The organism is Cellulosimicrobium sp. JZ28, assembly GCF_015327065.1.
In the GTDB taxonomy this organism is placed as follows: Bacteria; Actinomycetota; Actinomycetes; order Actinomycetales; family Cellulomonadaceae; genus Cellulosimicrobium; species Cellulosimicrobium funkei.
In genome coordinates this window covers 1,608,900-1,635,508 of the sequence record NZ_CP017660.1, presented here as the reverse complement: position 1 = coordinate 1,635,508, position 26,609 = coordinate 1,608,900, and the positions used below count along the sequence as shown (strand labels likewise).

28 protein-coding genes are annotated in these 26,609 nt (G+C 74.6%); 6 read left to right on the top strand and 22 right to left on the bottom strand.

The window, feature by feature from the left end:
* Window positions 1–52 precede the first annotated feature (52 nt).
* The 6 genes from yajC to pdxT all read right to left on the bottom strand — a co-directional run bounded on the left by yajC (window position 53) and on the right by pdxT (window position 4,821).
* Window positions 53–511, bottom strand: a complete 459-nt coding sequence (gene yajC, locus BJP59_RS07510) for a preprotein translocase subunit YajC (RefSeq protein ID WP_194522601.1) — start codon at window positions 509–511, stop codon at window positions 53–55.
* Between the two features lie 190 nt (window positions 512–701).
* On the bottom strand, window positions 702–1,778 hold the full coding sequence (gene ruvB, locus BJP59_RS07505; protein WP_061267253.1) for a Holliday junction branch migration DNA helicase RuvB: 1,077 nt from the start codon (window positions 1,776–1,778) through the stop codon (window positions 702–704).
* 2 nt (window positions 1,779–1,780) lie between these two features.
* Window positions 1,781–2,416, bottom strand: coding sequence for a Holliday junction branch migration protein RuvA (gene ruvA / locus BJP59_RS07500; RefSeq protein ID WP_043651863.1), 636 nt, complete (start codon window positions 2,414–2,416; stop codon window positions 1,781–1,783).
* Window positions 2,417–2,614: 198 nt separating this feature from the next.
* Window positions 2,615–3,184: a crossover junction endodeoxyribonuclease RuvC gene (gene ruvC / locus BJP59_RS07495; protein WP_034654762.1), complete on the bottom strand. Its 570-nt coding sequence runs from the start codon at window positions 3,182–3,184 to the stop codon at window positions 2,615–2,617.
* Window positions 3,185–3,390: 206 nt separating this feature from the next.
* A complete protein-coding gene (locus BJP59_RS07490) occupies window positions 3,391–4,152 on the bottom strand; it encodes a YebC/PmpR family DNA-binding transcriptional regulator (RefSeq protein ID WP_021483558.1) in 762 nt (253 codons plus the stop codon).
* Window positions 4,153–4,158: 6 nt separating this feature from the next.
* Window positions 4,159–4,821 carry a pyridoxal 5'-phosphate synthase glutaminase subunit PdxT gene (gene pdxT / locus BJP59_RS07485; RefSeq protein WP_194522600.1) on the bottom strand — a complete coding sequence of 221 codons (663 nt, stop codon included), beginning with the start codon at window positions 4,819–4,821 and terminating at the stop codon, window positions 4,159–4,161.
* Window positions 4,822–4,904: 83 nt separating this feature from the next.
* On the opposite strand from pdxT, the gene BJP59_RS07480 reads away from it, so the two are divergent.
* A complete protein-coding gene (locus BJP59_RS07480) occupies window positions 4,905–5,576 on the top strand; it encodes a hypothetical protein (protein ID WP_194522599.1) in 672 nt (223 codons plus the stop codon).
* Window positions 5,577–5,582: 6 nt separating this feature from the next.
* On the opposite strand, the gene BJP59_RS07475 is transcribed toward BJP59_RS07480, so the two are convergent.
* The 9 genes from BJP59_RS07475 to BJP59_RS07435 form a co-directional block, all read right to left on the bottom strand.
* Window positions 5,583–6,146, bottom strand: a complete 564-nt coding sequence (locus BJP59_RS07475; RefSeq protein WP_021482741.1) for an NUDIX hydrolase — start codon at window positions 6,144–6,146, stop codon at window positions 5,583–5,585.
* A gap of 59 nt (window positions 6,147–6,205) precedes the next feature.
* Window positions 6,206–7,147 (bottom strand): pyridoxal 5'-phosphate synthase lyase subunit PdxS, encoded by a 942-nt coding sequence (pdxS, locus tag BJP59_RS07470; protein WP_034652135.1) that lies wholly within the window; start codon window positions 7,145–7,147, stop codon window positions 6,206–6,208.
* 191 nt (window positions 7,148–7,338) lie between these two features.
* Entirely contained in the window at window positions 7,339–7,989 is a 651-nt protein-coding gene (locus tag BJP59_RS07465; protein ID WP_194522598.1) for a hypothetical protein, read from the bottom strand.
* Window positions 7,986–9,191, bottom strand: a complete 1,206-nt coding sequence (locus tag BJP59_RS07460) for a glycosyltransferase family 4 protein (RefSeq protein WP_194522976.1) — start codon at window positions 9,189–9,191, stop codon at window positions 7,986–7,988. Before BJP59_RS07460 ends, BJP59_RS07465 begins: the two co-directional genes overlap by 4 nt.
* A gap of 2 nt (window positions 9,192–9,193) precedes the next feature.
* Window positions 9,194–10,174, bottom strand: coding sequence for a phosphatidylinositol mannoside acyltransferase (locus BJP59_RS07455; protein ID WP_194522597.1), 981 nt, complete (start codon window positions 10,172–10,174; stop codon window positions 9,194–9,196).
* Window positions 10,174–10,842: a phosphatidylinositol phosphate synthase gene (gene pgsA, locus BJP59_RS07450; RefSeq protein WP_034652127.1), complete on the bottom strand. Its 669-nt coding sequence runs from the start codon at window positions 10,840–10,842 to the stop codon at window positions 10,174–10,176. The genes BJP59_RS07455 and pgsA overlap by 1 nt, the downstream gene beginning before the upstream one ends.
* Entirely contained in the window at window positions 10,842–11,480 is a 639-nt protein-coding gene (locus tag BJP59_RS07445; RefSeq protein ID WP_371810610.1) for an HIT family protein, read from the bottom strand. Before BJP59_RS07445 ends, pgsA begins: the two co-directional genes overlap by 1 nt.
* Before the next feature lie 6 nt (window positions 11,481–11,486).
* Complete coding sequence (gene thrS, locus BJP59_RS07440; protein ID WP_194522596.1) at window positions 11,487–13,517, bottom strand: threonine--tRNA ligase; 2,031 nt, start codon at window positions 13,515–13,517, stop codon at window positions 11,487–11,489.
* Window positions 13,518–13,644: 127 nt separating this feature from the next.
* Window positions 13,645–13,860: a hypothetical protein gene (locus BJP59_RS07435; protein WP_194522595.1), complete on the bottom strand. Its 216-nt coding sequence runs from the start codon at window positions 13,858–13,860 to the stop codon at window positions 13,645–13,647.
* Window positions 13,861–14,042: 182 nt separating this feature from the next.
* On the opposite strand from BJP59_RS07435, the gene BJP59_RS07430 reads away from it, so the two are divergent.
* Genes BJP59_RS07430 through BJP59_RS07420 form a run of 3 tightly spaced genes read left to right on the top strand, consistent with a single transcriptional unit; the run spans window position 14,043 to window position 15,998 of the window.
* Entirely contained in the window at window positions 14,043–14,510 is a 468-nt protein-coding gene (locus tag BJP59_RS07430; RefSeq protein WP_194522594.1) for an XRE family transcriptional regulator, read from the top strand.
* Window positions 14,503–14,913 carry a hypothetical protein gene (locus BJP59_RS07425; RefSeq protein WP_085388009.1) on the top strand — a complete coding sequence of 137 codons (411 nt, stop codon included), beginning with the start codon at window positions 14,503–14,505 and terminating at the stop codon, window positions 14,911–14,913. The genes BJP59_RS07430 and BJP59_RS07425 overlap by 8 nt, the downstream gene beginning before the upstream one ends.
* On the top strand, window positions 14,910–15,998 hold the full coding sequence (locus BJP59_RS07420) for a hypothetical protein (RefSeq protein ID WP_194522593.1): 1,089 nt from the start codon (window positions 14,910–14,912) through the stop codon (window positions 15,996–15,998). The genes BJP59_RS07425 and BJP59_RS07420 overlap by 4 nt, the downstream gene beginning before the upstream one ends.
* A 135-nt stretch (window positions 15,999–16,133) precedes the next feature.
* Here the strand turns inward: BJP59_RS07420 and BJP59_RS07415 are convergent, their stop codons facing one another.
* From BJP59_RS07415 to BJP59_RS07390, 6 genes are all read right to left on the bottom strand, one after another.
* Window positions 16,134–16,664, bottom strand: a complete 531-nt coding sequence (locus BJP59_RS07415) for a CAP domain-containing protein (RefSeq protein ID WP_194522592.1) — start codon at window positions 16,662–16,664, stop codon at window positions 16,134–16,136.
* 71 nt (window positions 16,665–16,735) lie between these two features.
* Window positions 16,736–18,052 carry a UDP-glucose dehydrogenase family protein gene (locus BJP59_RS07410; RefSeq protein WP_194522591.1) on the bottom strand — a complete coding sequence of 439 codons (1,317 nt, stop codon included), beginning with the start codon at window positions 18,050–18,052 and terminating at the stop codon, window positions 16,736–16,738.
* Between the two features lie 85 nt (window positions 18,053–18,137).
* Window positions 18,138–19,847, bottom strand: a complete 1,710-nt coding sequence (locus tag BJP59_RS07405; RefSeq protein ID WP_228485327.1) for a polysaccharide biosynthesis tyrosine autokinase — start codon at window positions 19,845–19,847, stop codon at window positions 18,138–18,140.
* 94 nt (window positions 19,848–19,941) lie between these two features.
* Window positions 19,942–20,922: a GDP-L-fucose synthase family protein gene (locus BJP59_RS07400; protein ID WP_194522590.1), complete on the bottom strand. Its 981-nt coding sequence runs from the start codon at window positions 20,920–20,922 to the stop codon at window positions 19,942–19,944.
* Window positions 20,919–21,947: a GDP-mannose 4,6-dehydratase gene (gene gmd, locus BJP59_RS07395; RefSeq protein ID WP_021482272.1), complete on the bottom strand. Its 1,029-nt coding sequence runs from the start codon at window positions 21,945–21,947 to the stop codon at window positions 20,919–20,921. The genes BJP59_RS07400 and gmd overlap by 4 nt, the downstream gene beginning before the upstream one ends.
* Window positions 21,948–21,988: 41 nt before the next feature.
* Window positions 21,989–23,413 (bottom strand): glycosyltransferase, encoded by a 1,425-nt coding sequence (locus tag BJP59_RS07390; protein WP_228485326.1) that lies wholly within the window; start codon window positions 23,411–23,413, stop codon window positions 21,989–21,991.
* A gap of 135 nt (window positions 23,414–23,548) precedes the next feature.
* On the opposite strand from BJP59_RS07390, the gene BJP59_RS07385 reads away from it, so the two are divergent.
* Both BJP59_RS07385 and BJP59_RS07380 read left to right on the top strand, forming a co-directional pair.
* Window positions 23,549–24,022: a COG0110: Acetyltransferase (isoleucine patch superfamily) gene (locus BJP59_RS07385; RefSeq protein ID WP_009863918.1), complete on the top strand. Its 474-nt coding sequence runs from the start codon at window positions 23,549–23,551 to the stop codon at window positions 24,020–24,022.
* A gap of 1 nt (window position 24,023) precedes the next feature.
* Window positions 24,024–25,154: a glycosyltransferase gene (locus tag BJP59_RS07380; RefSeq protein WP_228485325.1), complete on the top strand. Its 1,131-nt coding sequence runs from the start codon at window positions 24,024–24,026 to the stop codon at window positions 25,152–25,154.
* On the opposite strand, the gene BJP59_RS07375 is transcribed toward BJP59_RS07380, so the two are convergent.
* A complete protein-coding gene (locus BJP59_RS07375; RefSeq protein ID WP_194522589.1) occupies window positions 25,142–26,470 on the bottom strand; it encodes a hypothetical protein in 1,329 nt (442 codons plus the stop codon). The genes BJP59_RS07380 and BJP59_RS07375 overlap by 13 nt on opposite strands.
* Between the last annotated feature and the right edge of the window lie 139 nt (window positions 26,471–26,609).

Below are 26,609 nucleotides of genomic sequence, written 5' to 3'. Positions count from 1 at the left end.
GGGCCTCGCGGCCCACCGCGTCAGGCCGGTCGCGGCAGCGACCGGCATAGGGTCACTTGATGTCGGTGCCGTCGTCCCGGCGTCCGCGGTCCTTCTCCGACCGGTCGTCGGTCAGACCGGAGAGGTCGTCGGGCACGACGAGGTCGTCGACGTCGCCCTTCGTGGTGCTCCCGGCGTCGGCATTAGCGGTGCCGTACTCGGCCGCGCCCTCCGACGCGTCGTCCGCCGTCGTCTCCTCGGTCTCCTCGACCGGGGGCTCGACGAGCTTGGCGATCGCGGCGCGCAGCCACCGGGACTGGTTGCCCGGCGTCGACTCGATGGTGATGACGTCGGCCTCGTCGTCGACGTCGACGACCGTGCCGAACATGCCCGAGCCCGTCATCACCTCCTGCCCGGGGGCGAGGGTCGCCCGGAAGTTCTGGGCCTCGCGCTGCTGCTTGCGGGTGCGGCTGGTCATGAGGAACATCGCACCCGCCGCGAGGGCGAGGATGAGGATGAAGCTGATATCCATGACGGAGTCTCGTGTCCTGTTCTGTGCGGGATCTGCGCGCAGTCTAGGCGTGCGCGCACGGTTCACCAACGAGCCGTCTCGCCGCGGAGTTCCGCCCGCCCGGGTCCCGACCATTCTAGGACCACCCGCGGAGCGCCTGTGACCGCCGTCACCGGAGCGTCCTCGCGGGCTCGTGACCTCCGGCGTCGCCTCAGGCGTCGAAGAGCGTCCCGCCCTCGCGCGGCGGGGTGAGCCCGAGGTGCGCCCAGGCGGCCGGGGTCGCGACGCGGCCCCGCGGCGTCCGCCCGATCAGCCCCTCGCGCACGAGGTACGGCTCGGCGACGGTCTCGACCGTCTCCGCCTCCTCGCCCACCGTCACCGCGAGCGTCGTCAGGCCCACGGGACCGCCGTTGAAGCGCGTGCACAGCGCGGTGAGCACCGCCCGGTCGAGCCGGTCGAGGCCGATCGGGTCCACCTCGTAGACCTCGAGGGCCGCGCGCGCGGCCGCGAGGTCCATGGTCCCGTCGCCGCGCACCTGCGCCCAGTCACGCACACGCCGCAGGAGGCGGTTCGCGATGCGGGGCGTGCCGCGGGAACGCCCCGCGATCTCGCGGGCGGCCTGGGGGTCGAGCGCGACGCCCAGCAGGCCGGCCGAGCGCGTCAGCACGCGCTCGAGCTCGTCGCCCGAGTAGAAGTCCAGGTGCCCGGTGAAGCCGAACCTGTCGCGCAGCGGCGCGGGCAGGAGCCCGGCGCGCGTCGTCGCGCCGACCGCCGTGAAGGGCGGCAGCGAGAGCGGGATGGCGCTCGCCCCGGCCCCCTTGCCCACGACGACGTCGACGCGGAAGTCCTCCATCGCCATGTACAGGAGCTCCTCGGCCGGTCGCGCGAGCCGGTGGATCTCGTCGATGAACAGGACCTCGCCCTCCTCGAGCGAGGACAGCACCGCCGCGAGGTCGCCGGCGTGCTGGATCGCGGGCCCGGACGTCACGCGCAGCGACGTGCCGAGCTCCGCGGCGATGATCATGGCGAGCGTCGTCTTGCCGAGCCCGGGCGGACCCGACAGGAGCACGTGGTCCGGCGCGCTCCCCCGCGCGAGCGCGGCCTGGAGCACGAGCGACAGCTGGTCGCGCACGACGGCCTGGCCGACGAACTCCTCCAGCCGGCGCGGCCGGAGCGCGGCCTCGGCCGCGCGTTCGAGGTCGTCCGCGCCCGCCGCGACGATGCGCTCGGACGAGAACGTGCCGTCTCCGCCGAGGTCGTCGAGTCCCACCTGGTCGAAGGTCGCCACCGTCAGCTCCTCGGCCCGCCGAGCACCCGCAGCGCGGCACGCAGCGCGCCCGCCACGTCGGGTGCCTCGACGACGTCGACGCCCGCCTCGGCGAGCACGGTGGACACCGCGTCGTCCGCGGCCTTGAGGTTCCAGCCGAGCCCGACGAGCGCCTCGACCACCTGGTCGCGCCGGTCCTCCGGACGCGGCGCCGACGCCGAGGCGGTCGATCCCGCCTCGGGGGCGTCGGCGCCCGTGGGCGGGCCGAGCTTGTCGCCGAGCTCGAGCGCGATCCGCTGCGCGCCCTTGTTGCCGATGCCCGGGACGCGCACGAGCGCGGCGATGTCGGCACCCGCGACCGCACGACGCAGGCCGTCGGGCGTGTGCACGGCGAGCATCGCGAGCGCGAGGCGCGGACCGACGCCGCTCACGGTCTGGACGGTCTCGAAGACGGCGCGCTCGTCGTCGTCGGCGAAGCCGTAGAGCGTGAACGAGTCCTCGCGCACGACGAGGCTCGTCGCGAGGCGCGCCGTCTCCCCCACGCGCAGGCCGGCGAGCGTGGCGGGCGTGGCGTGGACGAGGTAGCCCACTCCTCCGACCTCGAGCACGGCGCGGTCGAGCTGGACGCTCGCCACGACACCGCTCAGGGACGCGATCACGCAGGCTCCTCTCCCGGCCGGCAGCACCGACCTGGTCCGATGGTCCGCCGGCCCCGAGGACCGCCGTCGGGCCGCGCGCCGAGGGGCGCGTCGAACACCCGTACGACCGCGGTCACTCTAGCAAGGGCCGCCCACCCGCCGACCGACCGACACGGACCGCCGGCACCCCCACCGGCACGACCGGCGGAACCGGCGCCGCTAGCGCGGCGCGCGCCGTCCCTTCGCCGCGTGCTCGGCGGCCGCCCACGCGCGCTGCGCGGCCGTGAGCTCGTGCCGCTCGCCGCCCTGCAGGGCGCCAGCGGGGCGCCAGAGGTGGCAGATCGCGAGCGCGAGCGCGTCGGCCGCGTCCGCGGGCTTCGGCGGCTCCGCGAGGCCGAGGATCCCCGCGACCATGCGCTGGACCTGCTCCTTGCCGGCGCGTCCGCTCCCCGTGACCGCGGCCTTGACCTCCGACGGCGTGTGCAGCGCGACGGGGACGCCCCGCTTCGCCGCCCCGACCATCGCGATGCCCGCGGCCTGCGCGGTGCCCATGACCGTCCCGACGTTGTGCTGCGCGAACACGCGCTCGACCGCCACGACGTCGGGCACGTGCTCGTCGAACCACGCGTCCAGCCGCTCCGCGATCCGCAGCAGCCGCAGGTCCACGCTCAGCTCCGGGTCCGTCCGGATCACCCCGACCGCGACGAGCTCCGCCCGCCGCCCCCGCGCGGAGTCCACCACCCCGACACCGCACCGGGTCAGCCCAGGATCCACTCCGAGAACGCGCACCCCTCGACCCTTTCACGTGAACGGCACGGACAGGCCGTGCCACGCGGTCCGGCGACGGACCAGCCAGCGGGGGCCGGGAGGTCGGCGCGCGGTCGTGGCGGGCCTGGCGGGAGCGGCGCGAGGCGCGAGCGCCGCGGATGGTAGACCGCGCGCCGATCTCCCGGCCGCGCCGCGACCCGACCATCCGGGACGCGACCCGAACCGGGTCAGTCGTCGTTCTCGAGCTCCGCCATGACCTCGTCCGACGCGTCGAAGTTGGCGTAGACGTTCTGCACGTCGTCGCTGTCCTCGAGCGCGTCGATGAGGCGCAGGATCTTGCGCGCGCCCTCGGCGTCGACCTCGACCTCCATGGACGGGTGCCAGATCGAGTCGGCGGAGTCGTACTCGATCCCCGCCTCCTGGATCGCGGTGCGCACGGCAACGAGGTCGCTCGCCTCGGACAGCACCTCGATGACGTCGCCGGAGTCGGTGACCTCCTCGGCCCCCGCCTCGAGCGCGGCGAGCATGACGTCGTCCTCGGTCACGCCCTCCGCCTTCGGCACGACGACGAGGCCCTTGCGCGCGAAGAGGTAGGACACGGAGCCCGGGTCGGCGAGGTTGCCGCCGTTGCGGCTGAACGCGAGGCGCACCTCGGAGGCCGCACGGTTCTTGTTGTCGGTGAGGCACTCGACCAGGACGGCGATGCCGTTGGGGCCGTAGCCCTCGTACATGATCGTCTGGTAGTCGACGGCGTCGGCGCCGGTGCCCGAGCCGCGCTTGACGGCGCGGTCGATGTTGTCGTTGGGGACCGACGACTTCTTCGCCTTCTGGATGGCGTCGAACAGCGTCGGGTTGCCCGCGGGGTCACCGCCGCCCGTGCGCGCCGCGACCTCGATGTTCTTGATGAGCTTCGCGAAGAGCTTGCCGCGCTTGGCGTCGATGGCCGCCTTCTTGTGCTTGGTCGTGGCCCACTTGGAGTGCCCTGACATGCGTTCCTACCCCTTCGCGATTCTGACGAACAGCTCGTGCACGCGCGCGTCCCCGGAGATCTCCGGGTGGAACGAGGTGGCGAGCAGCGATCCCTGCTGGACTGCGACGATCCTACCGGCGGCAGCCGCCGGGATGCCGGGTGCGCCGTGCTCGGGGATCCGGGCGAGCACCTCGACCCCGGGCCCGGCCTCCTCGACCCAGGGCGCCCGGATGAACACGGCGTGCACCGCGTCCCCGTCCCGGCCCGGTCTCGGTGCGTCGTCGCGCCCGTCGTCCGCCGGCGCCAGGCCGGCGAACGCGAGGTCGGTCTCGAACGAGTCGACCTGGCGGCCGAACGCGTTGCGGCGGACCGTCACGTCGAGCCCGCCGATGGTGCGCTGGTCGGCGGTGCCGCCCAGGATGCGGTCGGCGAGCAGGATCATGCCGGCGCACGAGCCGTAGACGGGCAGACCCTCGGCGATGCGCGCGCGGAGCGGCTCGTCGAGCTCGAAGATGCGCAGGAGCTTGTCGATGGTCGTCGACTCGCCGCCCGGGAGCACGAGCCCGTCGACCGCGGCGAGCTCCTCGGGGCGGCGGACGCCGACCGTGCGGGCGCCCGCGGCCTCGAGCGCGGCGCGGTGCTCGCGCACGTCGCCCTGGAGGGCCAGGACACCGATCGTGATCGTCACGAAGGGGAATGATACGTCGGCGGCCCCGCCGCCCGTCCCGCGGCGGGCCTCCGGCCGCGCCCACGGTTGCTAGCCTCGCCGTCGTGACGTACCCGCCCGCCCCCGGCCAGCCCTATCCCGCGCCCGGTCCGGCGCCGTACCCCGGGGCGGCGCCGCGGCCCCCGCGCAGCACGCGCGGCGCCACGACGATGATCGTGGTCGGCGCCGTCGTGCTCGTGCTCGCGCTCGTGGCGGGGATCCTCGGCGTCACGACGTTCGTCCGGGCGCTGCCGACCGGCGTGATCGACGGCGCGGGCCGGCCCGGGTCGGCGGCGCTCGCGTCGGGCGACGTGCCGGGCGAGGCGGAGCTCGAGGTCACGGGCGGCCAGCCGTACAGCATCTGGGCGGTGGGCCGCGCGGGGTCCTCGGACGGCGCGGGCCTCGACGTCGAGGACGTGACCGTGACCTGCGCCGACGGCGACCTCACGGTGAGCGCCCCGTCGGTGTCCGGCAGCTCCGGCCTGAGCTCCTCCCAGGCGACGACGGTGGCCGAGGCGACGCCGCCGGCGTCCGGGACGTGCACGGTGACCGTCGCGCAGGGTGCAGCGCCCGCGGGCACGACGTTCGTCGTCACCGAGGGCTGGCGCTTCGGCACGTTCTTCGCGACGCTCGGCGGCACGATCGTGCTGTGGTTCGTCGCGATCGGCGGCGGGCTGCTGGGCGCGGGGCTGCTCGTCGGCGGGATCGTGTGGCGGGTGATCGCCCGCCGGGCGTAGCGCCGGTCAGTCCGCGCGCGCCGTGCCGAGGTGCCGCGTCACGCCGTCCCACCCGTGCAGCAGCGGTGCGACGAGGTCGGGCAGCCCCTCGGGGAAGACCTCGATCTGGACGCCGCGCAGGTCGTCGAGCGTCCACCAGCGCATCTCGTCGACGACGTCGAGCTCGACGTCGGTCCACCCGTCGCGGCTCAGCCCGCCGTCGCCGTCCGCCCCGGTGACGCGCGCGAGGAACAGCACCTCGTCCTGGCGGCAGTGCTGCCGGTAGAAGTCGAAGATCGCGCTGCGCGTGTACACCGGACCGACGAGCGCGCCCGGGTCGAGGAGCAGGCCCGTCTCCTCGTGGACCTCGCGCAGCGCGGCGTCGACGTCGCTCTCGCCCGGGTCCACTCCCCCGCCGATCGTGAACCACCACGAGCGCTCGGGCTGGTCGACGTCGTGCCCGCGTGCCAGGAGGATGCGGTCCGCGTCGTCGAGGAGCAGCACGCGCGCGCCGCGGCGGAAGTACAGGCCGTCGTCCCCGAGCACCCAGTCGGGGCCCAGGGACGACGGCGCTCCGGCGGCCTCGGCCACGACGGCTCAGCCGTCCGTCGTCGGCACGACGACGGACGGCTGCGACGCGCGGCGGTCGGTCACCAGCCGCGCTCGGCCAGACGGTGCGGGACGGGGATGTCGTCGACGTTGATGCCGACCATCGCCTCGCCGAGCCCGCGGGAGACCTTGGCGATCACGTCGGGGTCGTCGTAGAACGTCGTGGCCTTGACGATGGCGGCCGCGCGCTGGGCGGGGTTGCCGGACTTGAAGATGCCCGATCCCACGAACACGCCCTCGGCGCCGAGCTGCATCATCATCGCGGCGTCGGCCGGGGTCGCGATCCCGCCGGCGGTGAACATGACGACCGGGAGCTTGCCGGTCGCGGCGACCTCCTTGACGAGCTCGTACGGCGCCTGGAGCTCCTTCGCGGCGACGAACAGCTCGTCCTCGGGGAGCGACGTGAGGCGGCGGATCTCCCCGCGGATGGTGCGCATGTGCGTGGTCGCGTTGGAGACGTCGCCCGTGCCGGCCTCGCCCTTGGAGCGGATCATCGCGGCGCCCTCGGTGATGCGGCGCAGCGCCTCGCCGAGGTTGGTCGCCCCGCACACGAACGGGACGGTGAACTGCCACTTGTCGATGTGGTTGGCGTAGTCCGCGGGCGTGAGGACCTCGGACTCGTCGACGTAGTCCACGCCGAGCGACTGCAGCACCTGCGCCTCGACGAAGTGGCCGATGCGCGCCTTGGCCATCACGGGGATGGAGACGGCCTCGATGATCCCGTCGATCATGTCCGGGTCGGACATGCGCGAGACGCCGCCCTGGGCGCGGATGTCGGCGGGCACGCGCTCCAGCGCCATGACCGCCACGGCCCCGGCGTCCTCGGCGATCTTCGCCTGCTCGGGCGTGACGACGTCCATGATGACGCCGCCCTTGAGCATCTCCGCCATCCCCCGCTTGACCTTCGCGGTGCCGACCGCGCCGGCACCCTCCGTGGTCGCGGCGCCAGGGGCGCTCTCGGCAGGGACGTTCTGGTCGGCCACGTTGGTCACCGGTACCTCACACCTTCAGGTCAGGGGAACGTCGCGCGCTCGCGCGCGGACGCCGTCGAACAGGCTCGACGGCACATGCTCCCACGCGCTCCCCATCCTATCGCCGGGCCGTCCACGGCCCCGGTCCCCGGGCCGGCCGGGAGAGGACCGCCGGGCCCGGTACGACCCGCGAGAGCCGCCCCTCAGTCGGGGGTGGCCGCGCTGGCGACAGGGCGCACGAGCGCGTCGGGCGCGGCGTCGTCGAGCTCGACCGTCACGGGCATCGGCGCGTGGCCCGCGAGGTGGAACAGACGCACCCACCACTTGCTGCGCACGCGCAGCGCCTGGGCGACGGCCTCGTTGTGGAAGCGGCGCGCGAGCTGGGCGCGGTACCACGCGGCGGACAGCGTCGCGAGCAGCTCGTCGCCCGCGGGGACCGACCGCACCTCGGCGAGGTCGTCCGCGTCCTCCAGCGCGGAGCGCAGGGTCGCGGTGAGGTCGCTCTCCGCGAGCGCGCGCGACTCCGCCATGCCGCCCAGGAGGCGCCGGGGCCGCGGGCCGTTCGCCGGCACGAGGCCGGGCACCTGCTCGCGGAGCCGGCGCGCGTCGGCGTCGTCGTCGAGGACGGCGTGCGCGGCCTCGGCGACGAGGACGGAGCTCGCGGGGTCGAGCTCGCCGGACGCCGCGAGGTCCACGGCGGCCGACGCGCGGCGCACGAGCTGGGCGTCCAGCGCCAGCCGCGACGCCATGACCTTGCGGTGGAGGCGGTCGAGCCGCGACGCGGCGACCCACAGCAGCCACGCGGCCAGGGCCGCGACGACGAGGACGAGAACGGCGGTCTCGGACCAGGTCACGGGCGACCCACCTCCTCCTCGCGGACGCGGCCCAGCAGCCGCCCGCCGCGGCGCGAGCGCGGGTCCTCGTGCACGGGGATGACCGCCTCGGACGCCGCGAGCACCATGTCGTACACCGCGGAGACCTGGTCGGTCACCGCGGACCAGTCGAACCGTCGCACGAACTCGGCCGCGCGCGCGCGGTGCGCGGAGCGGGCGTCGGGGTCCGCGAGGACGTCGACCACCGCGCGGGCCAGCGCCTCGGGGTCGCCGACGGGGAACAGCACGCCCGCGGCGCCGTCGTCGAGCACCCGGCGGAACGCGCCGAGGTCGCTCGCGACGACGCACGCCCCGGCGCTCATGGCCTCCACGAGGACGATCCCGAAGCTCTCGCCCCCGGTCTGCGGCGCGATGTAGAGGTCCACCGACGCGAGCAGGCTCGCCTTGTCCTCGTCGCTCACGCCACCGAGGAACTCGACGGACGACGCGTGCGCGCCGAGCGCCTCGATCGCGGCGTCCCGGCCGTCGTCGCCGCGCCCGGCGACGAGGAACCGTGCGCCGGGGAGCTGCGCGAGGATCCGCGGGATCGCGGCCGTCAGGACGGGCAGGCCCTTGCGCGGCTCGTCGAGGCGCCCGAGGAACGCGATCGTCGGCGCCTCGGGCGTGCCCTGCCAGGCCGGGCTGGGCACGGCGTCGGCGAACGTGTCGACGTACACGCCGTTGGGGATGACGACGGCGTCGCCGCCCAGATGGTCCACCAGCGTGCGCCGCGCGTCCTCCGAGACCGCGATGCGCGCGTCGATCTTCTCCAGGCTCTGCCGCACGAGGGGGTAGGCGACCTGGAGCGCGCGCGAGCGCACGAGCGACGTGTGGAACGTCGCGACGATCGGGCCCTGTGCGATCCAGAGCGCGAGCATGCTCAGCGAGGGCGTCACGGGCTCGTGCAGGTGCAGCACGTCGAACCGTCCGGCGTCGAGCCACCGGCGCACGCGGCCCGCCGTGCGCGGGCCGAACGTGAGCCGCGCGACCGAGCCGTTGTAGCGCACCGGCACCGCACCGCCGGCGGAGGTGAGGTAGTCCGGGACGGGCGTGTCGTCGTCGGCCGGGGCGAGGACGGAGACCTCGTGGCCTCGCGCCATGAGCGCCTCGGCGAGGTCGCGCACGTGGAACTGCACGCCGCCGGGGGCGTCGAACGAGTAGGGGCACACGATGCCCACGCGCAGGCTCATGCGGCACGCTCCGCGTCCGGGGACGGCTCGCCCGCCGCGGCGCGCGTGCGCGCGTAGCGCTCGGGGTCGAGGTCGTCGACGAACACCTTCTGGAGCATGTGCCAGTCCTGCGGGTGCTCGCGGATCGCGACGCTCAGCGCGTCGACCCAGGACTGCGTCGCCGCGGCCACCCGCTGGGCGCGCGGGACGTCCGTCGCGATCTCGACGCGCGGGAAGAAGCGGATGACCAGGCCCCAGGGCGAGCCCGCGGCCCGGCGCCGCTCCCCGCGCAGCCGCTCGTAGTGGATGCCGGCCGGCACGAGCGGCGCGCCCGTGCTCACGGCGAGCGCCGCGGGCCCGGCGGCGACCCGCGCCCGCTCGCCGAAGAGGTCGACCTCGACGCCGCGGTGGGTGAGGTCGCGGTCGGCGAGCAGCGGGATGATCTTCCCCGGCCGGCTCGCGCCGCGCACCAGGTCGCGGAAGACGTCGCCGTCGCCGAGCGCGAGGATCTCGAGCCCGAGCCCGGTGCGGAACGCGAGGAACTCCTCGAACAGCTCGTCGGGCTTCAGCCGCTCCGCGACCGTGAGCACGGGCGCGATGTGCGGGGTCGCGTACGCGCCCGCGAGGTCCCAGTTGCCCTGGTGGGACAGCGCGAGCACCGGGCTCCGGTCGCCGCCGAGGTGCTCGGCCAGGTTCTCGTACCCGACGAGCCGCACGCGCGCCTCGACCTGCTCCGGCGTCCAGGCGGGGAGCGTGAAGGCCTCCCGGTAGTACCGCATGTACGACCGCATCCCCGCGCGCGACAGCCGGCGCAGGGCGCGCGGCGAGAGCCCGGGCCGGACGCGCGCGAGGTTGCGCTCGAGCTGGCGCACTCCCCCGCCGTGCACGAGCCACGTCGCGTCGGCGATCGCGTCGAAGAGCCCGCGCAGCAGCGGGTCAGGCACCTTGCGCGCGTTGCGCCAGGCGAACGTGAACGCCTTGCCGGCGTCGAGGGCCATCAGCGACCGTCCTCCGTGTCGTCGGTCCGGGAGGCGCTCGCGGAGAGGGCGAGCGCCTGGCGGCGCACCGTCGCGACGCGCTGCACGACCGTCACCGCGCTCGCGAGCGCGAGCAGGCCGAGCACCGCGACGAGCACGACGGGCGGCAGGCCGAGGCCGACGAGCCCGGCGGCGACGAGGGCCGCGACGAGGCGGTCGGCACGCTCGGCGATCCCGACCTGCGCGGTCATGCCGACGCTCTCGGCGCGAGCCCGCGCGTACGGCACGACGGCGCCGAGCGCGAGGCACGCGAGAGCGACGACGGTCCCCCACGCGGCGAGGTCGGGCGTGAGGCGCGGGTCGTCGGCGCGGACGAACCACAGCGTGAGCCCGACGAACACGGCGGCGTCCGCGAGCCGGTCGAGCGTCGAGTCGAGGAACGCACCCCAGGGACCCGACCGGCCGGCGCGGCGCGCCATGACGCCGTCGAGCACGTCGGCGAAGGCGCAGACCATGACGACCATGACCCCGGCGAACAGGTGGCCCGTGGGGAAGAGCCACAGCGCGCCGACGACGACGCCGAGCGTCCCCGTGACCGTCACCGCGTCCGGGCTCACCCCGACGCGCAGGAGGAACGCGGCGAGCGGCGTGAACAGGCGCGTGGTGAGCGCGCGCAGGCGACCGAACATCAGGCGTCGTCCCCCTCGCCGGTGGTCGGCCAGGCGGCCGCGAGCCGCGCCCGCGTGTCGGCGAGCAGCTCCGGCACGGCCTTCGTCTGCGCGACGATCGGCAGGAAGTTGGCGTCCCCCGCCCAGCGCGGCACGACGTGCTGGTGCAGGTGCGCGGCGATGCCCGCACCCGCGACCGCGCCCTGGTTCATGCCGAGGTTGAAGCCGTCGGGCGCGGACACCGCACGCACGACCCGCATGGCCGTCTGCGTGAGGTGCGCGACCTCGACCGTCTCGGCCTCCGTGAGGTCCGTGTAGTCGGACACGTGCCGGTACGGCACGACCATGAGGTGGCCCGGGTTGTACGGGTAGAGGTTGAGCACGACGTACGCGGTCCGGCCGCGCGCGACGATCAGCCCGTCCTCGTCCGTGCGGTCCGGCACGCGGCAGAACGGGCACTGGCCGCGCGAGTCGTCCGCGGGCTTGTCCTGCCCTCCGATGTACACCATGCGGTGCGGCGTCCAGAGCCGGTCCAGGCCGTCGTCGAACCGTGGGTGCGCGTCCGGCGTCTCGACCGTCGCACCGGTCGCGGGGTCGGGTGCGGCGCCCGGCGCGGCCTCGTCGGCCGCGCCGGGCGCCCCCGTGCGCTCGTCGCTCACGCGCCGTCAGACCTGGACGCGGTCGCGCACGGCGGAGACGATCCGCTCGACGGCCTCGGCGACGGGCACGCCGTTGTCCTGGCGGCCGTCGCGGTAGCGGAACGACACGGCGCCCGCCTCGGCGTCCTCGCCGCCCGCGATGAGGACGAACGGGACCTTGCGCGTGCTGGCGTTGCGGATCTTCTTGCCGAACCGGTCGTCGGAGTAGTCGACCTCCGCGCGGATCCCCTGCGCCCTGAGCTGCGCGACGACGTCGGCCACGTAGTCGTTGAACGGCTCCGCGACGGGGACCGCCACGACCTGGACGGGCGCGAGCCACGCGGGGAACGCGCCGGCGTAGTGCTCGACGAGGATCCCGAAGAACCGCTCGATCGAGCCGAACAGCGCGCGGTGGATCATCACGGGACGCTGGCGCGTGCCGTCGGACGCCGTGTACTCGAGCTCGAACAGCTCCGGCTCGAAGAAGTCGAGCTGGATCGTCGAGAGCTGCCACGTGCGGCCGATCGCGTCCTTCGCCTGGACCGAGATCTTGGGGCCGTAGAACGCCGCGCCGCCCGGGTCGGCGACGAGCTCGAGGCCCGACTCCGTCGCGACCTGGCGCAGGACCTCGGTCGCCTCCTCCCACGTGGCGTCGTCGCCCACCGACTTCTCCGGGTCGCGCGTCGACAGCTCGAGGTAGAAGTCGTCGAGCCCGTAGTCGCGCAGGAGGTCCAGCACGAACGAGAGCAGCGAGCCCAGCTCGTCGCGCATCTGCTCGCGCGTGGTGTAGATGTGCGCGTCGTCCTGCGTGAAGCCGCGCGCCCGCGTCAGCCCGTGCACGACGCCCGACTTCTCGTAGCGGTACACCGTGCCGAACTCGAACAGCCGCAGCGGCAGCTCGCGGTACGACCGCCCGCGCGAGCGGTACACGAGGTTGTGCATCGGGCAGTTCATCGGCTTGAGGTAGTAGTCCTGGCCGGCCCGCTTGACGTTGCCGTCGTCGTCGAGCTCCTCGTCCAGGTGCATCGGCGGGTACATGCCGTCGGCGTACCAGTCGAGGTGGCGCGACGTCTGGAACAGGTTCGCCTTGGTGATGTGCGGCGTGCTGACGAACGAGTAGCCGGCCTCGACGTGCCGCTTGCGCGAGTACTCCTCCATCTCCATGCGGATCGTCGCGCCGTTGGGGTGGAACACCGGCAGGCCCGAGCCGATCTCCTCCGGGAAGGAGAACAGGTCGAGCTCGTTGCCGAGCCGGCGGTGGTCGCGCCGCTCCGCCTCCGCGAGCCGCTCGAGGTACGCCTTGAGCTCGTCCTTCGTCGGCCACGCCGTGCCGTAGATGCGCTGGAGCTGCGGGTTCTTCTCGCTGCCGCGCCAGTAGGCCGCGGCCGAGCGCATGAGCTGGTAGCCGTTGCCGATCAGGCGCGTGCTCGGCAGGTGCGGGCCACGGCACAGGTCCTTCCAGACCACCGTCTCGCTCTCGCGCCCGGCGCCGCGCACGTTGTCGTAGATCGTCAGCTCGCCGCCGCCGACCTCGACGTTCGCGCCCTCGGTGTCGTCCTCGGTGCCGGCGCCCTTGAGCCCGATGAGCTCGAGCTTGTACGGCTCGTGCGCGAGCTCGGCGCGTGCCTCGTCCTCGGTGACCACACGGCGGCGGAAGGTCTGGCCCTCCTTGATGATGCGCGACATCGCCTTGTCGAGGGCCTTGAGGTCCTCGGGGGTGAACGGCGTCTCGACGTCGAAGTCGTAGTAGAACCCGTCCGTGATCGGCGGGCCGATGCCCAGCTTCGCGTCCGGGTTGACCTGCTGGACGGCCTGCGCGAGCACGTGCGCGGCCGAGTGCCGCAGCACCGCGAGGCCGTCCGGCGAGTCGATCGTCACGCCCTCGACGACGTCGCCGTCCGCGACCGGTGTGTCGAGGTCCTTGAGCTCCCCGTTCACGCGGATCACGACGACGTCGCGACGCGACGCGAACAGGTCCGTGCCCGTCGTGCCCGTCGTCACCGTGGTCTCCTCCGCGTCGAGGGTGATGGTGAGTGGTGACGAGACGACGTCAGACACGTCCGTGCTCCGTTCTGTGGCGGGAGGCGCGCGCGGCGCCCGGTCAGGTCCCCCGGCGCCGGGGCGTCCCCGACAGCACGAAGGGCGCCGTCGTGGACGGCGCCCCTCGATCGTACCGACCCGCAGGTCAGTCGTTGGCCTTCTTCGCCTTCTCGGCGAGGGTGTCGACGTGCCGGTCGACGGAGTCCGGGGCGACCGACTTGATCTTTCCCGCGACCTCGTCGATGCGCTCGTCGGTCATGAACTCCTTGGCCTTGTCGATGCGCTCCTCGGTCATGAACCCCTTGGCCTTGCCGAGAAGGTCGCCGAGTCCGCCCCGGTCCTTCGGTGTCTGCTCGCTCATACCGGCTCCCTCGGGGGTCGTGGTGCGCGCGTCCCGCGCCGGGCGGCGGCCGTCCCGCGCCCGCACGAAACGCTACCCGGCGGCACCACGCCGCGCGACGGGGCACCGGCAGCGGCCACGACCCGCGTGACCCGCCGGCCCGGACCGGCGCACGCACGGTCCGGGCCTGCCAGAATCGGCCCATGGACGACGACGTGGCACCCGGGGAGCGCACCGCGCGCGTCTTCCGGCACCGGCTCAACGAGCTCTTCGCGCGCGGCCGCGGCGGGCGTCCCGTGACCAACAGGGAGGCCGCCCACTGGATGACGGAGCGCGGATACTCCATCAACGAGGCGTACCTCAGCGCCCTGCGCGGCGGGCACCGCTCGTCGCCCAGCCTGCGCGTCGTCGAGGGCATCGCTGCCTTCTTCAACGTGAGCACGGGCAGCCTCGTCGACCCCGAGGAGAGCCCCGACGACCGCCTGCGCGCCGCGCTCGCCGACGAGGGCGTGGAGCAGTTCGCGCTGCGCGCCCAGGGGCTGTCCCCCGAGAACGTCCGCGCCATCATCGAGATCGTCGACCGCGTACGCAGCCTCGAGCACCTCCCTCCCGTGGCACCGCCGGGCACGTCCCACGGGCACCCTCCTGCCCCGGAGGCCGACCATGGATGACCTCCTGCGCGCCGCAGGGCTCGACCGCGCCCGCAGCATCGAGGAGGCGTGCCGCCTCGTCGCCGCGGCCCGCGGCAAGCCGCTCGAGGTCGTCGAGGGCGACCTCGGCCCCGGCGTCACCGGCCTCTGGCTCGCGTTCCCCGAGCGCGACCTCGTCCTCGTCGACGCCCGCCAGACGCTCCCCGGACCGCACCGCGACCACGTCGTCGCGCACGAGCTCGTGCACGTCCTCGACGCGATCCGCCCCGGCCCCGCGCCGGGCCCGGTCCCCACCGGGTGCCGCGACGTGCACGACGACCCCGCCGAGCAGCGCGTCGAGCGCCTCGCGAGCGAGCTGATGATCTCCATCGCGTCGCACGGGAGCTCGGCCGCACGCCTCACGTCCCTCGAGCTCTACCGATGAGCCACGTGCTCGACCTCCTCGCCACGGCCCTGTTCGTCACCGCCGCCACATGGACGGCGCTGCGCGCCCGCACGGGCACCGACGCGGCTCTCCCGCTCGGCCTCGCGTTCGTCGCGGTGGCGTCCGCGCTGCGGGTCCCGGCCGTCGCCGAGCTCCTCAAGACGCACGCCCCCGGCGGCACGCACGAGGTCGCCAAGCACGTCGCGCTCGTCGCCGGGTGCCTCTTCGTCGGCGTGTGGGCGTACAGCACGACGACCGGGCACGCGCCACGGACGCGGCACGTGGCGCTCGCGGCCGGTCTCGTCGGCGGGGCGATGGTCGCGCTCGCGGTCGCGAGCGGGCCGTGGACGACCCTCGACCTCGACGCCCAGAGCTCCGGCCGACCGCTCATGTGGGTGTACCGCGCGCTGTACTACGGCGCGTTCGTGGCGTCGACCGCGACGTTCGCCGTGTCGTGCGTCCGCACGCGCTCGCGGCGGCCCGTGCGGCTGCGGTGGGGCATGGACGTCGCGGCGGCCGGGGCGGTCGTCGCCATGGTGTGGGCCGTCGTCAGCTTCGTGGCCGCGCTGCTGCACGAGCCCGGCAGCGCCGAGCCGTACCTCGTCCTCGGCGTGCGCACCCGGTACCTCGTGCTCGCGGCGAGCGTCCTGCTGACGGTCGGCATCGTGGGCCAGCTCGCGTCGTCGGCGGCGTTCGCCCGCGAGCGCCGTCGCGATCTCGGGCACCTGCACGCCTTCGTCGTGGCGACCGTGGGCGGCGGGGGCATCCCCGGGTCCAGCGCGGCGGTGGACGAGTACCACCGCACCATCGAGATCTTCGACGGCCTCGCCGCGCTCGCGCTGCACTCGCGTCGGGACGACGTCGACCACGTGCGCGTCGCCGTCCCCGGCAGCCCGCGCGAGGTGATCCTCGCCTACCAGCTCCAGCTCGCGGCGACGCGGCGGGCCCGGGGTGACGCCCCGAGCGTCGACCCGGACGACTGGTCCGACCTGCTCGCGGACGACGACGCGCTGCGTCGGCTGGGCCGCGCGCTGCGCGACCGGACGAGCAGGGAGGGGACGGCCCGCGTCCTCGCGGGCGTCTGAGCCCGCCGGGCCCGACGCCAAGCTCCCCCTGCGCGCTTGCCCCCGCGCCGGGCCTCGGCGGGCGGGCTCAACCTACAGACAGACGCACGGGGGCGCAACGTGCCTCACAGTTGAAATATCAACGGTTCAGCGCCGTCAACCGAGGAACACCTGCGCGCACACGACCTCCGCCGGCCCGGCGCCGGGGTCGGCGGCGCACGCGATGCCGACCGAGGTCAGCGTCGGATCGAGCAGGTTCGCCCGGTGCCCGCGCGACGCCATCCACGCGTCCACCACCTCGGCGGGGTCTGCGGCCGTGCGGCTGAGGTTCTCCGCCGCGCTCCCCGCCGGCGGGTCGCACGCGGCGAGGACCTCGTCGAGCGGCGCGTGCTCCAGCGGCGCACCGACGAGCGCTGCGGCGCGCGAACGAGCCGCGGAGATCGCGCACGCGCTCTCGTCGAGCGGGGGCAGCCCCTCGTCCCGGCGTACCTCCTGCGTCCCCCGCAGCAGGCCCGCGGCATACTCGTCGAGGTCCGCCGCCCCCGACGCACCGGACGACGGAGGCAGCGCGCCGGGCGCGGCCTGGGCGGGCGCCTCCGTCGCCGGGTGGTCGGACGCCGGACCACCGCTCTCCCGGTGGTCGGCGTCGCCGTCCGGCGAGCACGCCGCCAGAGGTCCGAGCGTCACCAACAGGACGAGGACGGTGGCCCCCCGCGCGGTGCGCAGCCACGGGCGCCGCCGGGGACGCCGCGCGGCGCTCACTGCCGCCCGAGCGCGCGGTACGTCCAGCCGGCGGCGCGCCACGCCCTCGCGTCGAGCGCGTTGCGCCCGTCGACGACGCGCGGAGCCGCGACGAGGCCGAACAGCTTTCCCGGGTCCAGCTCGCGGTACTCGCGCCACTCGGTGAGGACGAGCACGGCGTCCACGCCGTCCACCGCCTCCTCGACGGTCTCCGCGAAGCCCAGGGCGGGCGCCTTGGCCCGCGCGTTCGCGAGCGCGCGGGGGTCCGTGACGACGACGCGCGCGCTGCGCTGGTGGAGCCGTTCCGCCACGTCGAGCGCGGGCGAGTCCCGCACGTCGTCGCTGTCGGGCTTGAACGCCGCGCCCAGCACCGCGATGCGCGCGCCCGCGAGCGGGCGGCCGTCGAGGACGCCGACCGTGAGGTCGACCATCCGTTCGCGACGCCGGAGGTTGATCGAGTCGACCTCGCGCAGGAAGCTCACCGCCGGGTCGGCGTGGAGCTCCTCGGCGCGCGCCATGAACGCCCGGATGTCCTTCGGCAGGCAGCCCCCGCCGAAGCCGAGGCCCGCGTTGAGGAACCGGCGGCCGATGCGCTCGTCGAGCCCGATCGCGTCGGCGAGGAGGGTGACGTCTCCCCCGGCGACCTCGCAGAGCTCCGCCATCGCGTTGATGAACGAGATCTTCGTGGCGAGGAACGAGTTCGCCGCGACCTTGACGAGCTCCGCCGTCGCGCGGTCCACCACGAGACGCGGCGTGCCGTCCGCGAGCGCCGCGGCGTACACGGCGTCGAGCACCTCGGCGGCCCGGGCGCCCGCTGCGTCCTCGGGGACGCCGTACACGAGCCGGTCCGGCCGCAGCGTGTCCTGGACGGCGAAGCCCTCGCGCAGGAACTCCGGGTTCCAGACGAGCGTCGCGCCCGGCGCCGCCGCGGCGAGGTCCGCCGCCAGGCGCGTCGCGGTGCCGACGGGCACCGTGGACTTGCCCACCACGACCGCGTCTGCGGCCAGGTGCGGCAGCAGCGCGCGGAACGCGGTGTCGACGTACGACAGGTCGGCGGCGTAGGAGTCGGCCCGCTGCGGTGTCCCGACGCACACGAAGTGCACCTCCGCGTCCGTGGCCTCGGCCACGTCGGTCGTGAAGGTCAGGCGCCCTGACGCGCGCGCCTCCGCGAGCAGCTCGTCGAGCGCGGGCTCGTAGAACGGCGCCCGCCCCTCGCGCAGCGACGCGACCTTCCGCGCGTCGACGTCCACCCCCACCACGTCGTGCCCCAGCCGGGCCATGCAGGCGGCGTGCACCGCGCCCAGGTACCCGCAACCGATCACCGAGATCCTCATGCCGTCCCCCCTGCTCGTCCCGCCGATGGCCGCGCGCGTCCGTCCCGCCGCCGGGCGACCGGGCCACGGCCCACGGCCTGCACCCTCACCGCCGCTCGCGCGGCAGCACCACCTCGTCGAAGGTCCCCGTCGCCGGGCGCGACCCGACCGCCACCGCCGCCTCGCTCCCGGGGCGCCCCGGGCCGAGGTCGGCCTCCGCGCCGTCGACGGCGGTCGCGACGCCCGTCGGCGGGGGCGCGGGCACCGCACCGCGCGTTGCCTCCGCGGCCGGAGCCCCGCCGGCCGGACCCTCCGAGGTGACGGGTGCCCACGGCCCCGTGCCGGTCGCGGGAGCCGCCTGCCGTGCCGCGCCGCGAGCGTGCCGGCTTCCGCGCACGGCCGACCGCCGCGCGGAGCGGCCCTGCGAGGCCTCCGCCGCGGCGTCCGCCGTGTACTCGTAGTAGCCGTACTCGTACGGGCCCGCGCCCGGCCCCTTGACCGGCACGCGGTTCACCACGATGCCCAGCGGCCGCACGCCCACCGTGCCGAGTGCCGACAGCGCCGTCTCGAGCTGGTTCCGGTGCACCGTGCCCGCGCCGACGACGACGATCGCTCCCCCGACCCCCTTCGCGAGGATGGCCGCGTCCGTGACCGGGAGAAGAGGGGGCGTGTCGACGACGATCACGTCGTACTCCGTCCGGAGCCGCTCCAGGAGCTGCGCCATGGAGTCGCCACCGAGCAGCTCGCTCGGGTTCGGCGGGATCTGGCCCGACGCGATGACGTCGAGGTTCCCGTTGCCCCACGGCTGGACCGCGTCCTCCACGGCGACCTTGCCGATGAGGATCGTCGTGAGCCCGACCGACCCCTCGATGCCCAGGTACCGGGCGACCGCGGGACGGCGCAGGTCGGCGTCGACGAGCACGACGCGCTGGCCGGCGTCCGCGAGGGTGATCGCGAGGTTGACGCTCGTGGTGGTCTTGCCCTCGCCGGGCAGCGCGGACGTCATGACGTACGTGCGCGCCGCCGGTCCGAGCTCGAGGAACTGCAGGTTGGTACGCAGCCGTCGGAACGCCTCGGCACGTACCGCCTGCGGCGACTCTTGCACGATGAGCGGGTGCTCCGGCGCGTCGGCCTCGTACCCGATGACGCCGAGCACCGGCGCGTCCGTCACGTCCTCGACGTCGGCGGTGGACCGGACGCGCGTGTCGAGCAGCTCGCGGACCACGGCCACCGCGACCCCGACCGCGAGGCCGATCACGAGCCCCAGCACGAGGTTGAGCCGCAGGTTCGGCGACGCGGGCGCCGTCGGCACGGACGCCGCCCTGACCGTGCTGATCTGCACCGGCGAGTCCCCGCCGCCGACCGGCGTCTCGAGCTCGGCGACGACCGAGGCGAGCGAGCGCGCGGTCGCGTTCGCGATCTCGGCCGCGAGCTGGGGCGACTCGTCGGTCGCGGTGACGTTGACGAGCGCCGTGTCGAGCGGCGAGTCCGCCTGCACGCGCTGGGCGAGGGACGCCGCGTCGTCCGCGAGCCCCAGCTCGTCGACGACGGGGTCCAGGACGCGCGGGCTCGTCACGAGCTCGATGTACGACTTCACCTGGCGCACCGTGAAGTTCGAGCCCTGGAGGAGGTCCGTCGTCGAGTCGGAGCCCTGCACGGACACGTAGACCTGGGACCGCGCGGAGTACGTCGGTGTGCTCAGCAACGAGTAGGCACCCGCGAGCACCAGTCCGAGCGCCGCCGCGACGGCGACCGTGACCCACCGCCTGCGCAGCAGGAGCAGGTAGTCCTTGAGCTCCATCGTCGTCCCCCTCACCGGCCCGCTCCCCCTGAGCGTCGACCCACGACCGCCCCAATCTCGCACAGCCCCTCGCCCGTCGCGAGCCTGGGCGCACCCGCGCCGGCGCGGGTCATCCGCGCACCAGCCCGGCCCGCTCGCGGTACCACGCCACGGTCCGTTCGAGACCCTCGCGCAGCCCGGTGCGCGCCTCCCAGCCGGTCGCGCGCAGGCGCGACACGTCGAGCAGCTTCTGCGGCGTGCCGTCCGGCTTCGACGTGTCCCACCGGGTCTCGCCGTCGTAGCCGACGACGTCCGCGACCGCTTCCGCGATCTCTCGGATCGTCACGTCGTGGCCGGTACCCACGTTGACGTGCTCGGCGCCGTCGTAGTGCTCGAGGAGGTGCAGGCACGCGTCGGCCAGGTCGTCGCTGTGCAGGAGCTCGCGCCGGGGCGTCCCCGTCCCCCAGTTCGTCACCACGCGCGAGCCGCTGCGCACCGCCTCGTCGTAGCGCCGGATCAGCGCGGGCAGCACGTGGGAGCCCTGCGGGGAGAAGTTGTCACCCGGCCCGTAGAGGTTCGTCGGCATCGCGGAGATCCAGGGCAGGCCGTCCTGGCGGCGCACCGCCTGCACGTGCAGGATGCCCGCGATCTTCGCGATCGCGTACGCGTCGTTCGTCGGCTCGAGGTGCCCCGTGAGCAGCGACTCCTCGACGATCGGCTGGGGCGCGAGGCGCGGGTAGATGCACGACGACCCGAGGAAGAGCAGCCGCTCCACCCCGACCGCGCGCGCGGCGTCCAGGACGTTGACCTGGATGCGGACGTTCTCGGAGAGGAAGTCCACCGGGTGCGTCGCGTTCGCGAGGATCCCGCCCACCTTCGCCGCCGCGAGCACGACGTAGCGCGGCCGCTCGGCGCGGAAGAGCGCGAAGACGGCGTCGCGGTCGGTGAGGTCCAGCTCCGCCGACGTGCGGCCCACGAGCCGACCGAACCCCGCCGCCTCGAGGCGGCGCCAGACGGCGGAGCCGACGAGCCCACGGTGGCCCGCGACGTAGAAGACCGCGTCGCGGTCGAGCGGTCCGGGCTCGAAGGCCACCGGGTCCTGCGCGCTCACGCGGCGTCCCACGTCGCGAGCGCCACCTCGTCGATCCACGGCGAGCCTGCGTGGTCGAGCGCCTGCAGGTCGGCGTCCACCATGATCCGGGCGAGCTCGCGGCCGTCGACCGTGGCCTTCCACCCGAGGTCGGCGTGAGCCTTGCTCGGGTCGCCGACGAGCGCGTCGACCTCCGCCGGACGGAGGTAGCGCTCGTCGAACCGCACGTGCTGCTCCCAGTCGAGACCCGCGTGCGAGAACGACTCCTCGAGGAAGTCGCGCACCGTGAGGCCCGTCCCCGTGGCGAGCACGTAGTCGTCCGGCGTCTCGGCCTGCAGCATGCGCCACATGCCCTCGACGTACTCGGCCGCGTACCCCCAGTCGCGGACCGCGTCCAGGTTGCCCAGGTACAGGTGCTGCTGCCGGCCGGCCTTGATCGCGGCGACCGCGCGAGTGATCTTGCGCGTCACGAACGTCTCGCCGCGACGCGGGGACTCGTGGTTGAACAGGATCCCGTTGACCGCGAACATGCCGTACGCCTCGCGGTAGTTCTTCGTGATCCAGTAGGCGTAGAGCTTGGCCGCCGCGTACGGCGACCGCGGGTGGAACGGCGTCGTCTCGCCCTGCGGCGGCGGGGTGGACCCGAACAGCTCGGACGACGACGCCTGGTAGTAGCGCGTGTCCACGCCCGCGAGCCGCACCGCCTCGAGCAGCCGGATCGCGCCCGTCCCGGTCGTGTCCGCGGTGTGCTCGGGCTCGTCGAACGACACCCGCACGTGCGACTGCGCCGCGAGGTTGTAGACCTCGTCGGGACAGATCTGCGAGAGGAGCGTGACGAGCCGGGCGCCGTCGGACAGGTCCGCGTAGTGCAGGAAGAGGCGCGCGTCCTCCTCGTGCGGGTCCTGGTAGAGGTGGTCGATCCGTGCCGTGTTGAACGTCGAGGCGCGGCGGATCAGGCCGTGCACCTCGTAGCCCTTGCGGAGCAGGAGCTCCGCCAGGTAGGAGCCGTCCTGTCCGGTGATGCCCGAGATGAGTGCTTTCTTCATGGTTCCCCCCGTGTGGTGTGCGGCGGCGCGGCGGCCGATGGCTACGTGCGGGCGACGTCCGGGGCACGAGGAGCGCCGTCGGCCGCCCGTGCGGTGGCGCGAGCCCCGGTGCCCGCGGTCGCGGTGGTCGTCGCGGTGGCGAGGGCAGCGGTGGCCGTCGCGTCCGTCGCGACCGCGCTCGTGCGCGGCTTCGGGACCGGGCGGCGGGCGGTCGCGGCGAGGACCGCCGCGAACGCGTCGACCGCCGCGCCCTCCGTGAGCCTCTCGTCGCGGTATCGACGACCCGCGGCCCCGAGACGGTCCCGCCGTCCTGGGTCGGCCGCGAGCACGAGCGCCGCGTCGAGGAGCGCCTGCGGGTCCTCCGGGTCGACCCGGACGCCCCCGCCGGACGCGCGCAGCTCCACCGCGGTCGTCGAACGCTCGGACGACGCGGCGAGCACGGGTCGCGCCGCGTGGAAGTAGGACGTGAGCTTGCTCGGTACGGACATCTCCGCGAGCCCGGCGAGCTCGTTGACCAGCAGCACGTCCGCAGCACGGAGCGCGGCACGGAACTGCGTGTCGGGCAGGGGGTCGAGGAACTGCAGGCTGCGGACACCTGCCCCGGCGGCCTCGAGGGCGGCCCGCCGGCTCCCGTCCCCCAGGAGCACGAAACGCACCGCAGCCCCCTGCGCGTCGGCGCGGCGCGCCGCCTCGACCACGTTCTCGAGCCCCTGCTTCACCCCCTGGTTGCCCGCGTGCAGCACGACGGTCTCGTCCTGGGCCCACCCGTGGGCCGCGCGCACGGCCGGGCGCTCCGCAGGCTCCACGTCGTCCGCGAGGTGGGTCCAGTTGCGCACGACGCGCAGGGCAGCGGCGTCGACACCGAGCGACTCGCGGAGGTGGCGCGCGAAGCTCTCGTGGATGGCGACCACACCGTCCGCACCGCGGGCGGTGAACCGCTCGACGGCGCCCACCGCCCGCGCAGCGAGACCCGACGCCGTACCGGTCTCCGCGACGCCGAGCGAGTAGAGGTCCTGGGTCCACAGGACGACCCCCGGGAGCGCCGTCCTTTGCGCGCGGCGGGGGGCCAGGGCACGGCCGGCCCGCAGGCGCAGCATCGCGACGGCCGCCGCGAACAGCGAGGGGGAGACGAGCAGGACGACGTCGGCGTCGGGCCAGCGGACCGCGGCAGACCGCACCCCGAAGCTCAGCTCGGCGAGCAGACGGCGCGCCGAGGTCGGCGACCGCGGGACGTAGTGCCGCAGGCGCAGCACGTCGACGCCGTCGATGCGCTCTCGGCGCGCCCACCCTCGATCACCCTCGCGCACGCGCCACTGCGGGTAGTGGGGGTAGGTCGTCACGACGCGCACCCGAGCGCCGCGCGCGACGAGCGCACGGCTCAGCGCCGACGTGTAGGGCGCATTTCCGGTAGGTTCAGGGGCATAGTTGGCGCCGATCACCAGGATGCGCGTTCCCGAGATGCTCACGCACTCACGATAACGACGTTCGGGCACATTCGCTGGGGGCAGATGACAGCACAGGAAGAACGCGACGGAATTCGGGTCGTACCGCTCTCGGAGGCACCCGGGGAAAAGACGTCCTGGGGTCGCCCGGGCGCGCTCGTGTATCTCTGGGGTGCGGCCGAGCTGCTGTTCGTCTCGAACCCGTGGCAGATCAGCTCGCGCCTGCGCGTCGCGGTGCTGCGCGCCTTCGGTGCCCACATCGGCGAGGGGGTCGTCTTCCGCCCTCGTACGCGCGTGCGATTCCCATGGAAGATTCACGTCGGAGCAAATTGTTGGATCGGTGAAGGTGTCTGGATCCACAACCAGGACGACGTCTGGATCGGGCACGACGCCGTGCTGTCCCAGGACACCCTCGTCACCACCGGCAGCCACCGGCACAGGACGGACATGGGGCTGGTCACGGCCCCGGTGCACGTCGGTCCGGGCGCGTGGGTCACGGCGCGGTGCGTCGTCCTCGGAGGCACGCGGATCGGGCGCTCCGCGCTCGTCACACCGGGGTCCGTCGTCCGTGGCGAGGTGCCCGACGGCGGGGTCTGGGACGGGCGGTCGCTCTCCGACCGCACACGGTTCTGACGTGCCGCCCCGCCTGCGCGTCCTGCACGTCGCCACGCTCCTGACGCCCGACGGCGCCTACGGCGGCCCGGTCCGCGTCGCGACGAACCAGGTCCGCTCCCTGCGCGCGCGGGGCCACGACGCGATCCTGGTCGCCGCGGCGTCCGGCTTCGACCGCCTCCCGACCACGTGGGACGGCGTGCCCGTCGTCACCTTCCCCGCGGTGCGGGCCGTCCCGGGCACCGGCTTCGCGGGGATCGCCGCTCCGGCGATGGTGCGATGGATCCGCACCCACGGTGCGCGCGCCGACGTCGCCCACGTCCATCTCGCCCGCGACCTCGTCACCCTGCCGGCGGCCGCCGCCTGGAGCCGCTCGGGCAAGCCGTTCGTGACGCAGACGCACGGCATGGTCATGCCGTCCGGGCACCCGTTCGCCGCACCCCTCGACGCCGTCCTCACCCGGCGCGTCGTCGCCCGGGCGTCCACGAGCTTCGCGCTCACCCCCGTCGAGGAAGCCGGCCTGCGCACGCTCTTCGGCCGCGCGGCGACCGTGCGCCGCCTCGTCAACGGAGTGCCTCTGCCCGCCGAGGGGGCGCCGCTCGCGGACCCGCGCCACCCGGAGGTCCTGTTCCTCGCGCGGCTGCACGCGCGCAAGCGCCCTCTGGCCTTCGTGGAGGCCGCGGCTCGCCTCGCACCCCGCTTTCCCACGGCGCGGTTCACCCTCGTCGGGCCCGACGAGGGCCAGGCCGCGGCGGTGCGCGAGCGGATCGCCGACCTGCCCGGCGACGCTCGCGCCCGGGTGACGTGGGAGGGCGCGCTGCCCCCCGAGCGGACGGCGCGACGCCTCGCCCGGTCCGCGCTGTACGTCCTGCCGTCGGTCGACGAGCCGTTCCCCATGAGCGTGCTCGAGGCGATGTCGTGCGGGGTCCCGGTCGTCGTCACGCGGTCGTGCGGTCTGGCGGCGCCCGTCGAGCGTGCGGGCGCCGGGGCGGTCGTCGGCGAAGACGTCGACGACCTCGTCGCCGCGGTGGCGGCGTTCCTCGAGGACCCGGCCCACCGCCGGGCGACGGGCGTGCGGGCCCGCGAGCTCGTCCGGGAGGACTACTCGATGGAGACCGTGGCCGAGGAGCTGGAGCAGGCCTACACGCGGTGAGCCTCGCGACCCGGGCGGACCTCCGGCGCGAGCACGGCAGCCGCAGCGACGAGCGCGACCGGGACCCACAGGTAGCGGTTGTACAGGCTGGGGGCCGTGGCGCTGAAGACGAGCGCCGTGACCCCCACCGCGAGGACCCGGACCTGGATCGGCGTCCGAGGCACGGCCCGCACGGCCCTGACGACCGCGACGACGAGGCAGCCGAGCAGTCCGAGGGCGAAGACCGCGCCGCCCTGGTAAAACGCCGCGACCGGCAGGCTGTGCACGCCGAGCGTCTCGACCACCAGGGAGGACCGCGCGTCCAGGCCCGCTCCGGTGAACGGGTCCTCCAGGAAGCCGCGCCAACCGAGCACGATGGTGTCCCACCGCGACGCGGACGTGTTGAGCGACGCATCCCCGCCGGAGAGCCCGAGCACCTGCTTGACACGCTCGGCGGGGCGCAGCGCACCCTGCGTCTCCCCGAGGACGCCACCCGCCAACCACAGCGCCGCGCCCGCGACGACCGCAGCGACGGCGACCCGTCCGAGCGGGATCCCGCGCAGGACGAGGAGCGTCGCGCTCCCGAGGACGGCCGCCAGCATGCCGCTCACGCTGCCGCTGAGGACGAGCCCGACGATCCCCGAGAGCGCCACGCCCACGAGCAGGAGCCGTTGCAGGCGCCCCAGGCCGCGCGTCAGCCCGGACAGGCCGATCACCACGGCGAGCGACGCGACGGCACCCGTGTCGCTCACGTGCCCGGTGAACCCCGTGTAGCGCCCGGCCGTCGTGACGACGCCGCCCGGGATCGCCCCGGGCCCGAGCGCGTACTGCACGAGCGTGCCGAGCGAGCAGAGAGCGGCTCCGACGCCGAACGCGACGAGCCCGCGACGCAGGCGGCGCTCGTCGTCGAGCAGGACCGCGAGCTGCCACGGGAGCGCCAGGGCGACGTAGAGCACCCGCAGCAGGCTGACGAGGCTCTCCACGGGCGCCGGCGAGCCCGCGGTCGCGAGGCAGCCCCCGACGACGAGCAGGAGGCACGCGGGCAGCGCCCACGCGCCGTACGGATGAGGCGTCGGCGGCCGCCCCACCGCCGCGAGGCACAGCGCGAGGCTCGCGAGCAGGACGACGTCCCCCGCCGTGACTCCGACGCCCACCCGCAGGACCAGCAGGGAGACGAGGACGAGCCCGCAGTACAGCAGCCCCCGTGCCAGCGCCAGCACGGGGTCGCGCGAGCCCCCACGGCTCTCCGCCCCGCTGCCGCCGGGGCGCCCGGATCCGCCCGTCTGCCCGGAGGAGCCCCGGCCGCCGGCGCGGTCCTCGACGCGACCAGGCCGCACCGCGGCTCCTTGCGGCCGGACAGCGCGAGCCATCGAACGGTCATGCACAGTCCATCACCTGTCCTCGTGTCACGTCCCGCACCGGCCCCGCCGAGCGCCCCACGAAGCGGCCGCGGGCGACCTCTCCTGCGTGCGGACG

Excerpts from the sequence above, each read along its gene's own strand:
- yajC (WP_194522601.1), bottom strand. The coding sequence starts at position 511 with ATGGATATCAGCTTCATCCTCATCCTCGCCCTCGCGGCGGGTGCGATG.
- BJP59_RS07490 (WP_021483558.1), bottom strand. The coding sequence starts at position 4,152 with ATGTCAGGGCACTCCAAGTGGGCCACGACCAAGCACAAGAAGGCGGCC.
- BJP59_RS07455 (WP_194522597.1), bottom strand. The coding sequence starts at position 10,174 with ATGGCCCTCGACGCCGGCAAGGCGTTCACGTTCGCCTGGCGCAACGCG.
- pgsA (WP_034652127.1), bottom strand. The coding sequence starts at position 10,842 with ATGTTCGGTCGCCTGCGCGCGCTCACCACGCGCCTGTTCACGCCGCTC.
- BJP59_RS07435 (WP_194522595.1), bottom strand. The coding sequence starts at position 13,860 with ATGAGCGAGCAGACACCGAAGGACCGGGGCGGACTCGGCGACCTTCTC.
- BJP59_RS07430 (WP_194522594.1), top strand. The coding sequence starts at position 14,043 with ATGGACGACGACGTGGCACCCGGGGAGCGCACCGCGCGCGTCTTCCGG.
- BJP59_RS07425 (WP_085388009.1), top strand. The coding sequence starts at position 14,503 with ATGGATGACCTCCTGCGCGCCGCAGGGCTCGACCGCGCCCGCAGCATC.
- BJP59_RS07420 (WP_194522593.1), top strand. The coding sequence starts at position 14,910 with ATGAGCCACGTGCTCGACCTCCTCGCCACGGCCCTGTTCGTCACCGCC.
- BJP59_RS07410 (WP_194522591.1), bottom strand. The coding sequence starts at position 18,052 with ATGAGGATCTCGGTGATCGGTTGCGGGTACCTGGGCGCGGTGCACGCC.
- gmd (WP_021482272.1), bottom strand. The coding sequence starts at position 21,947 with ATGAAGAAAGCACTCATCTCGGGCATCACCGGACAGGACGGCTCCTAC.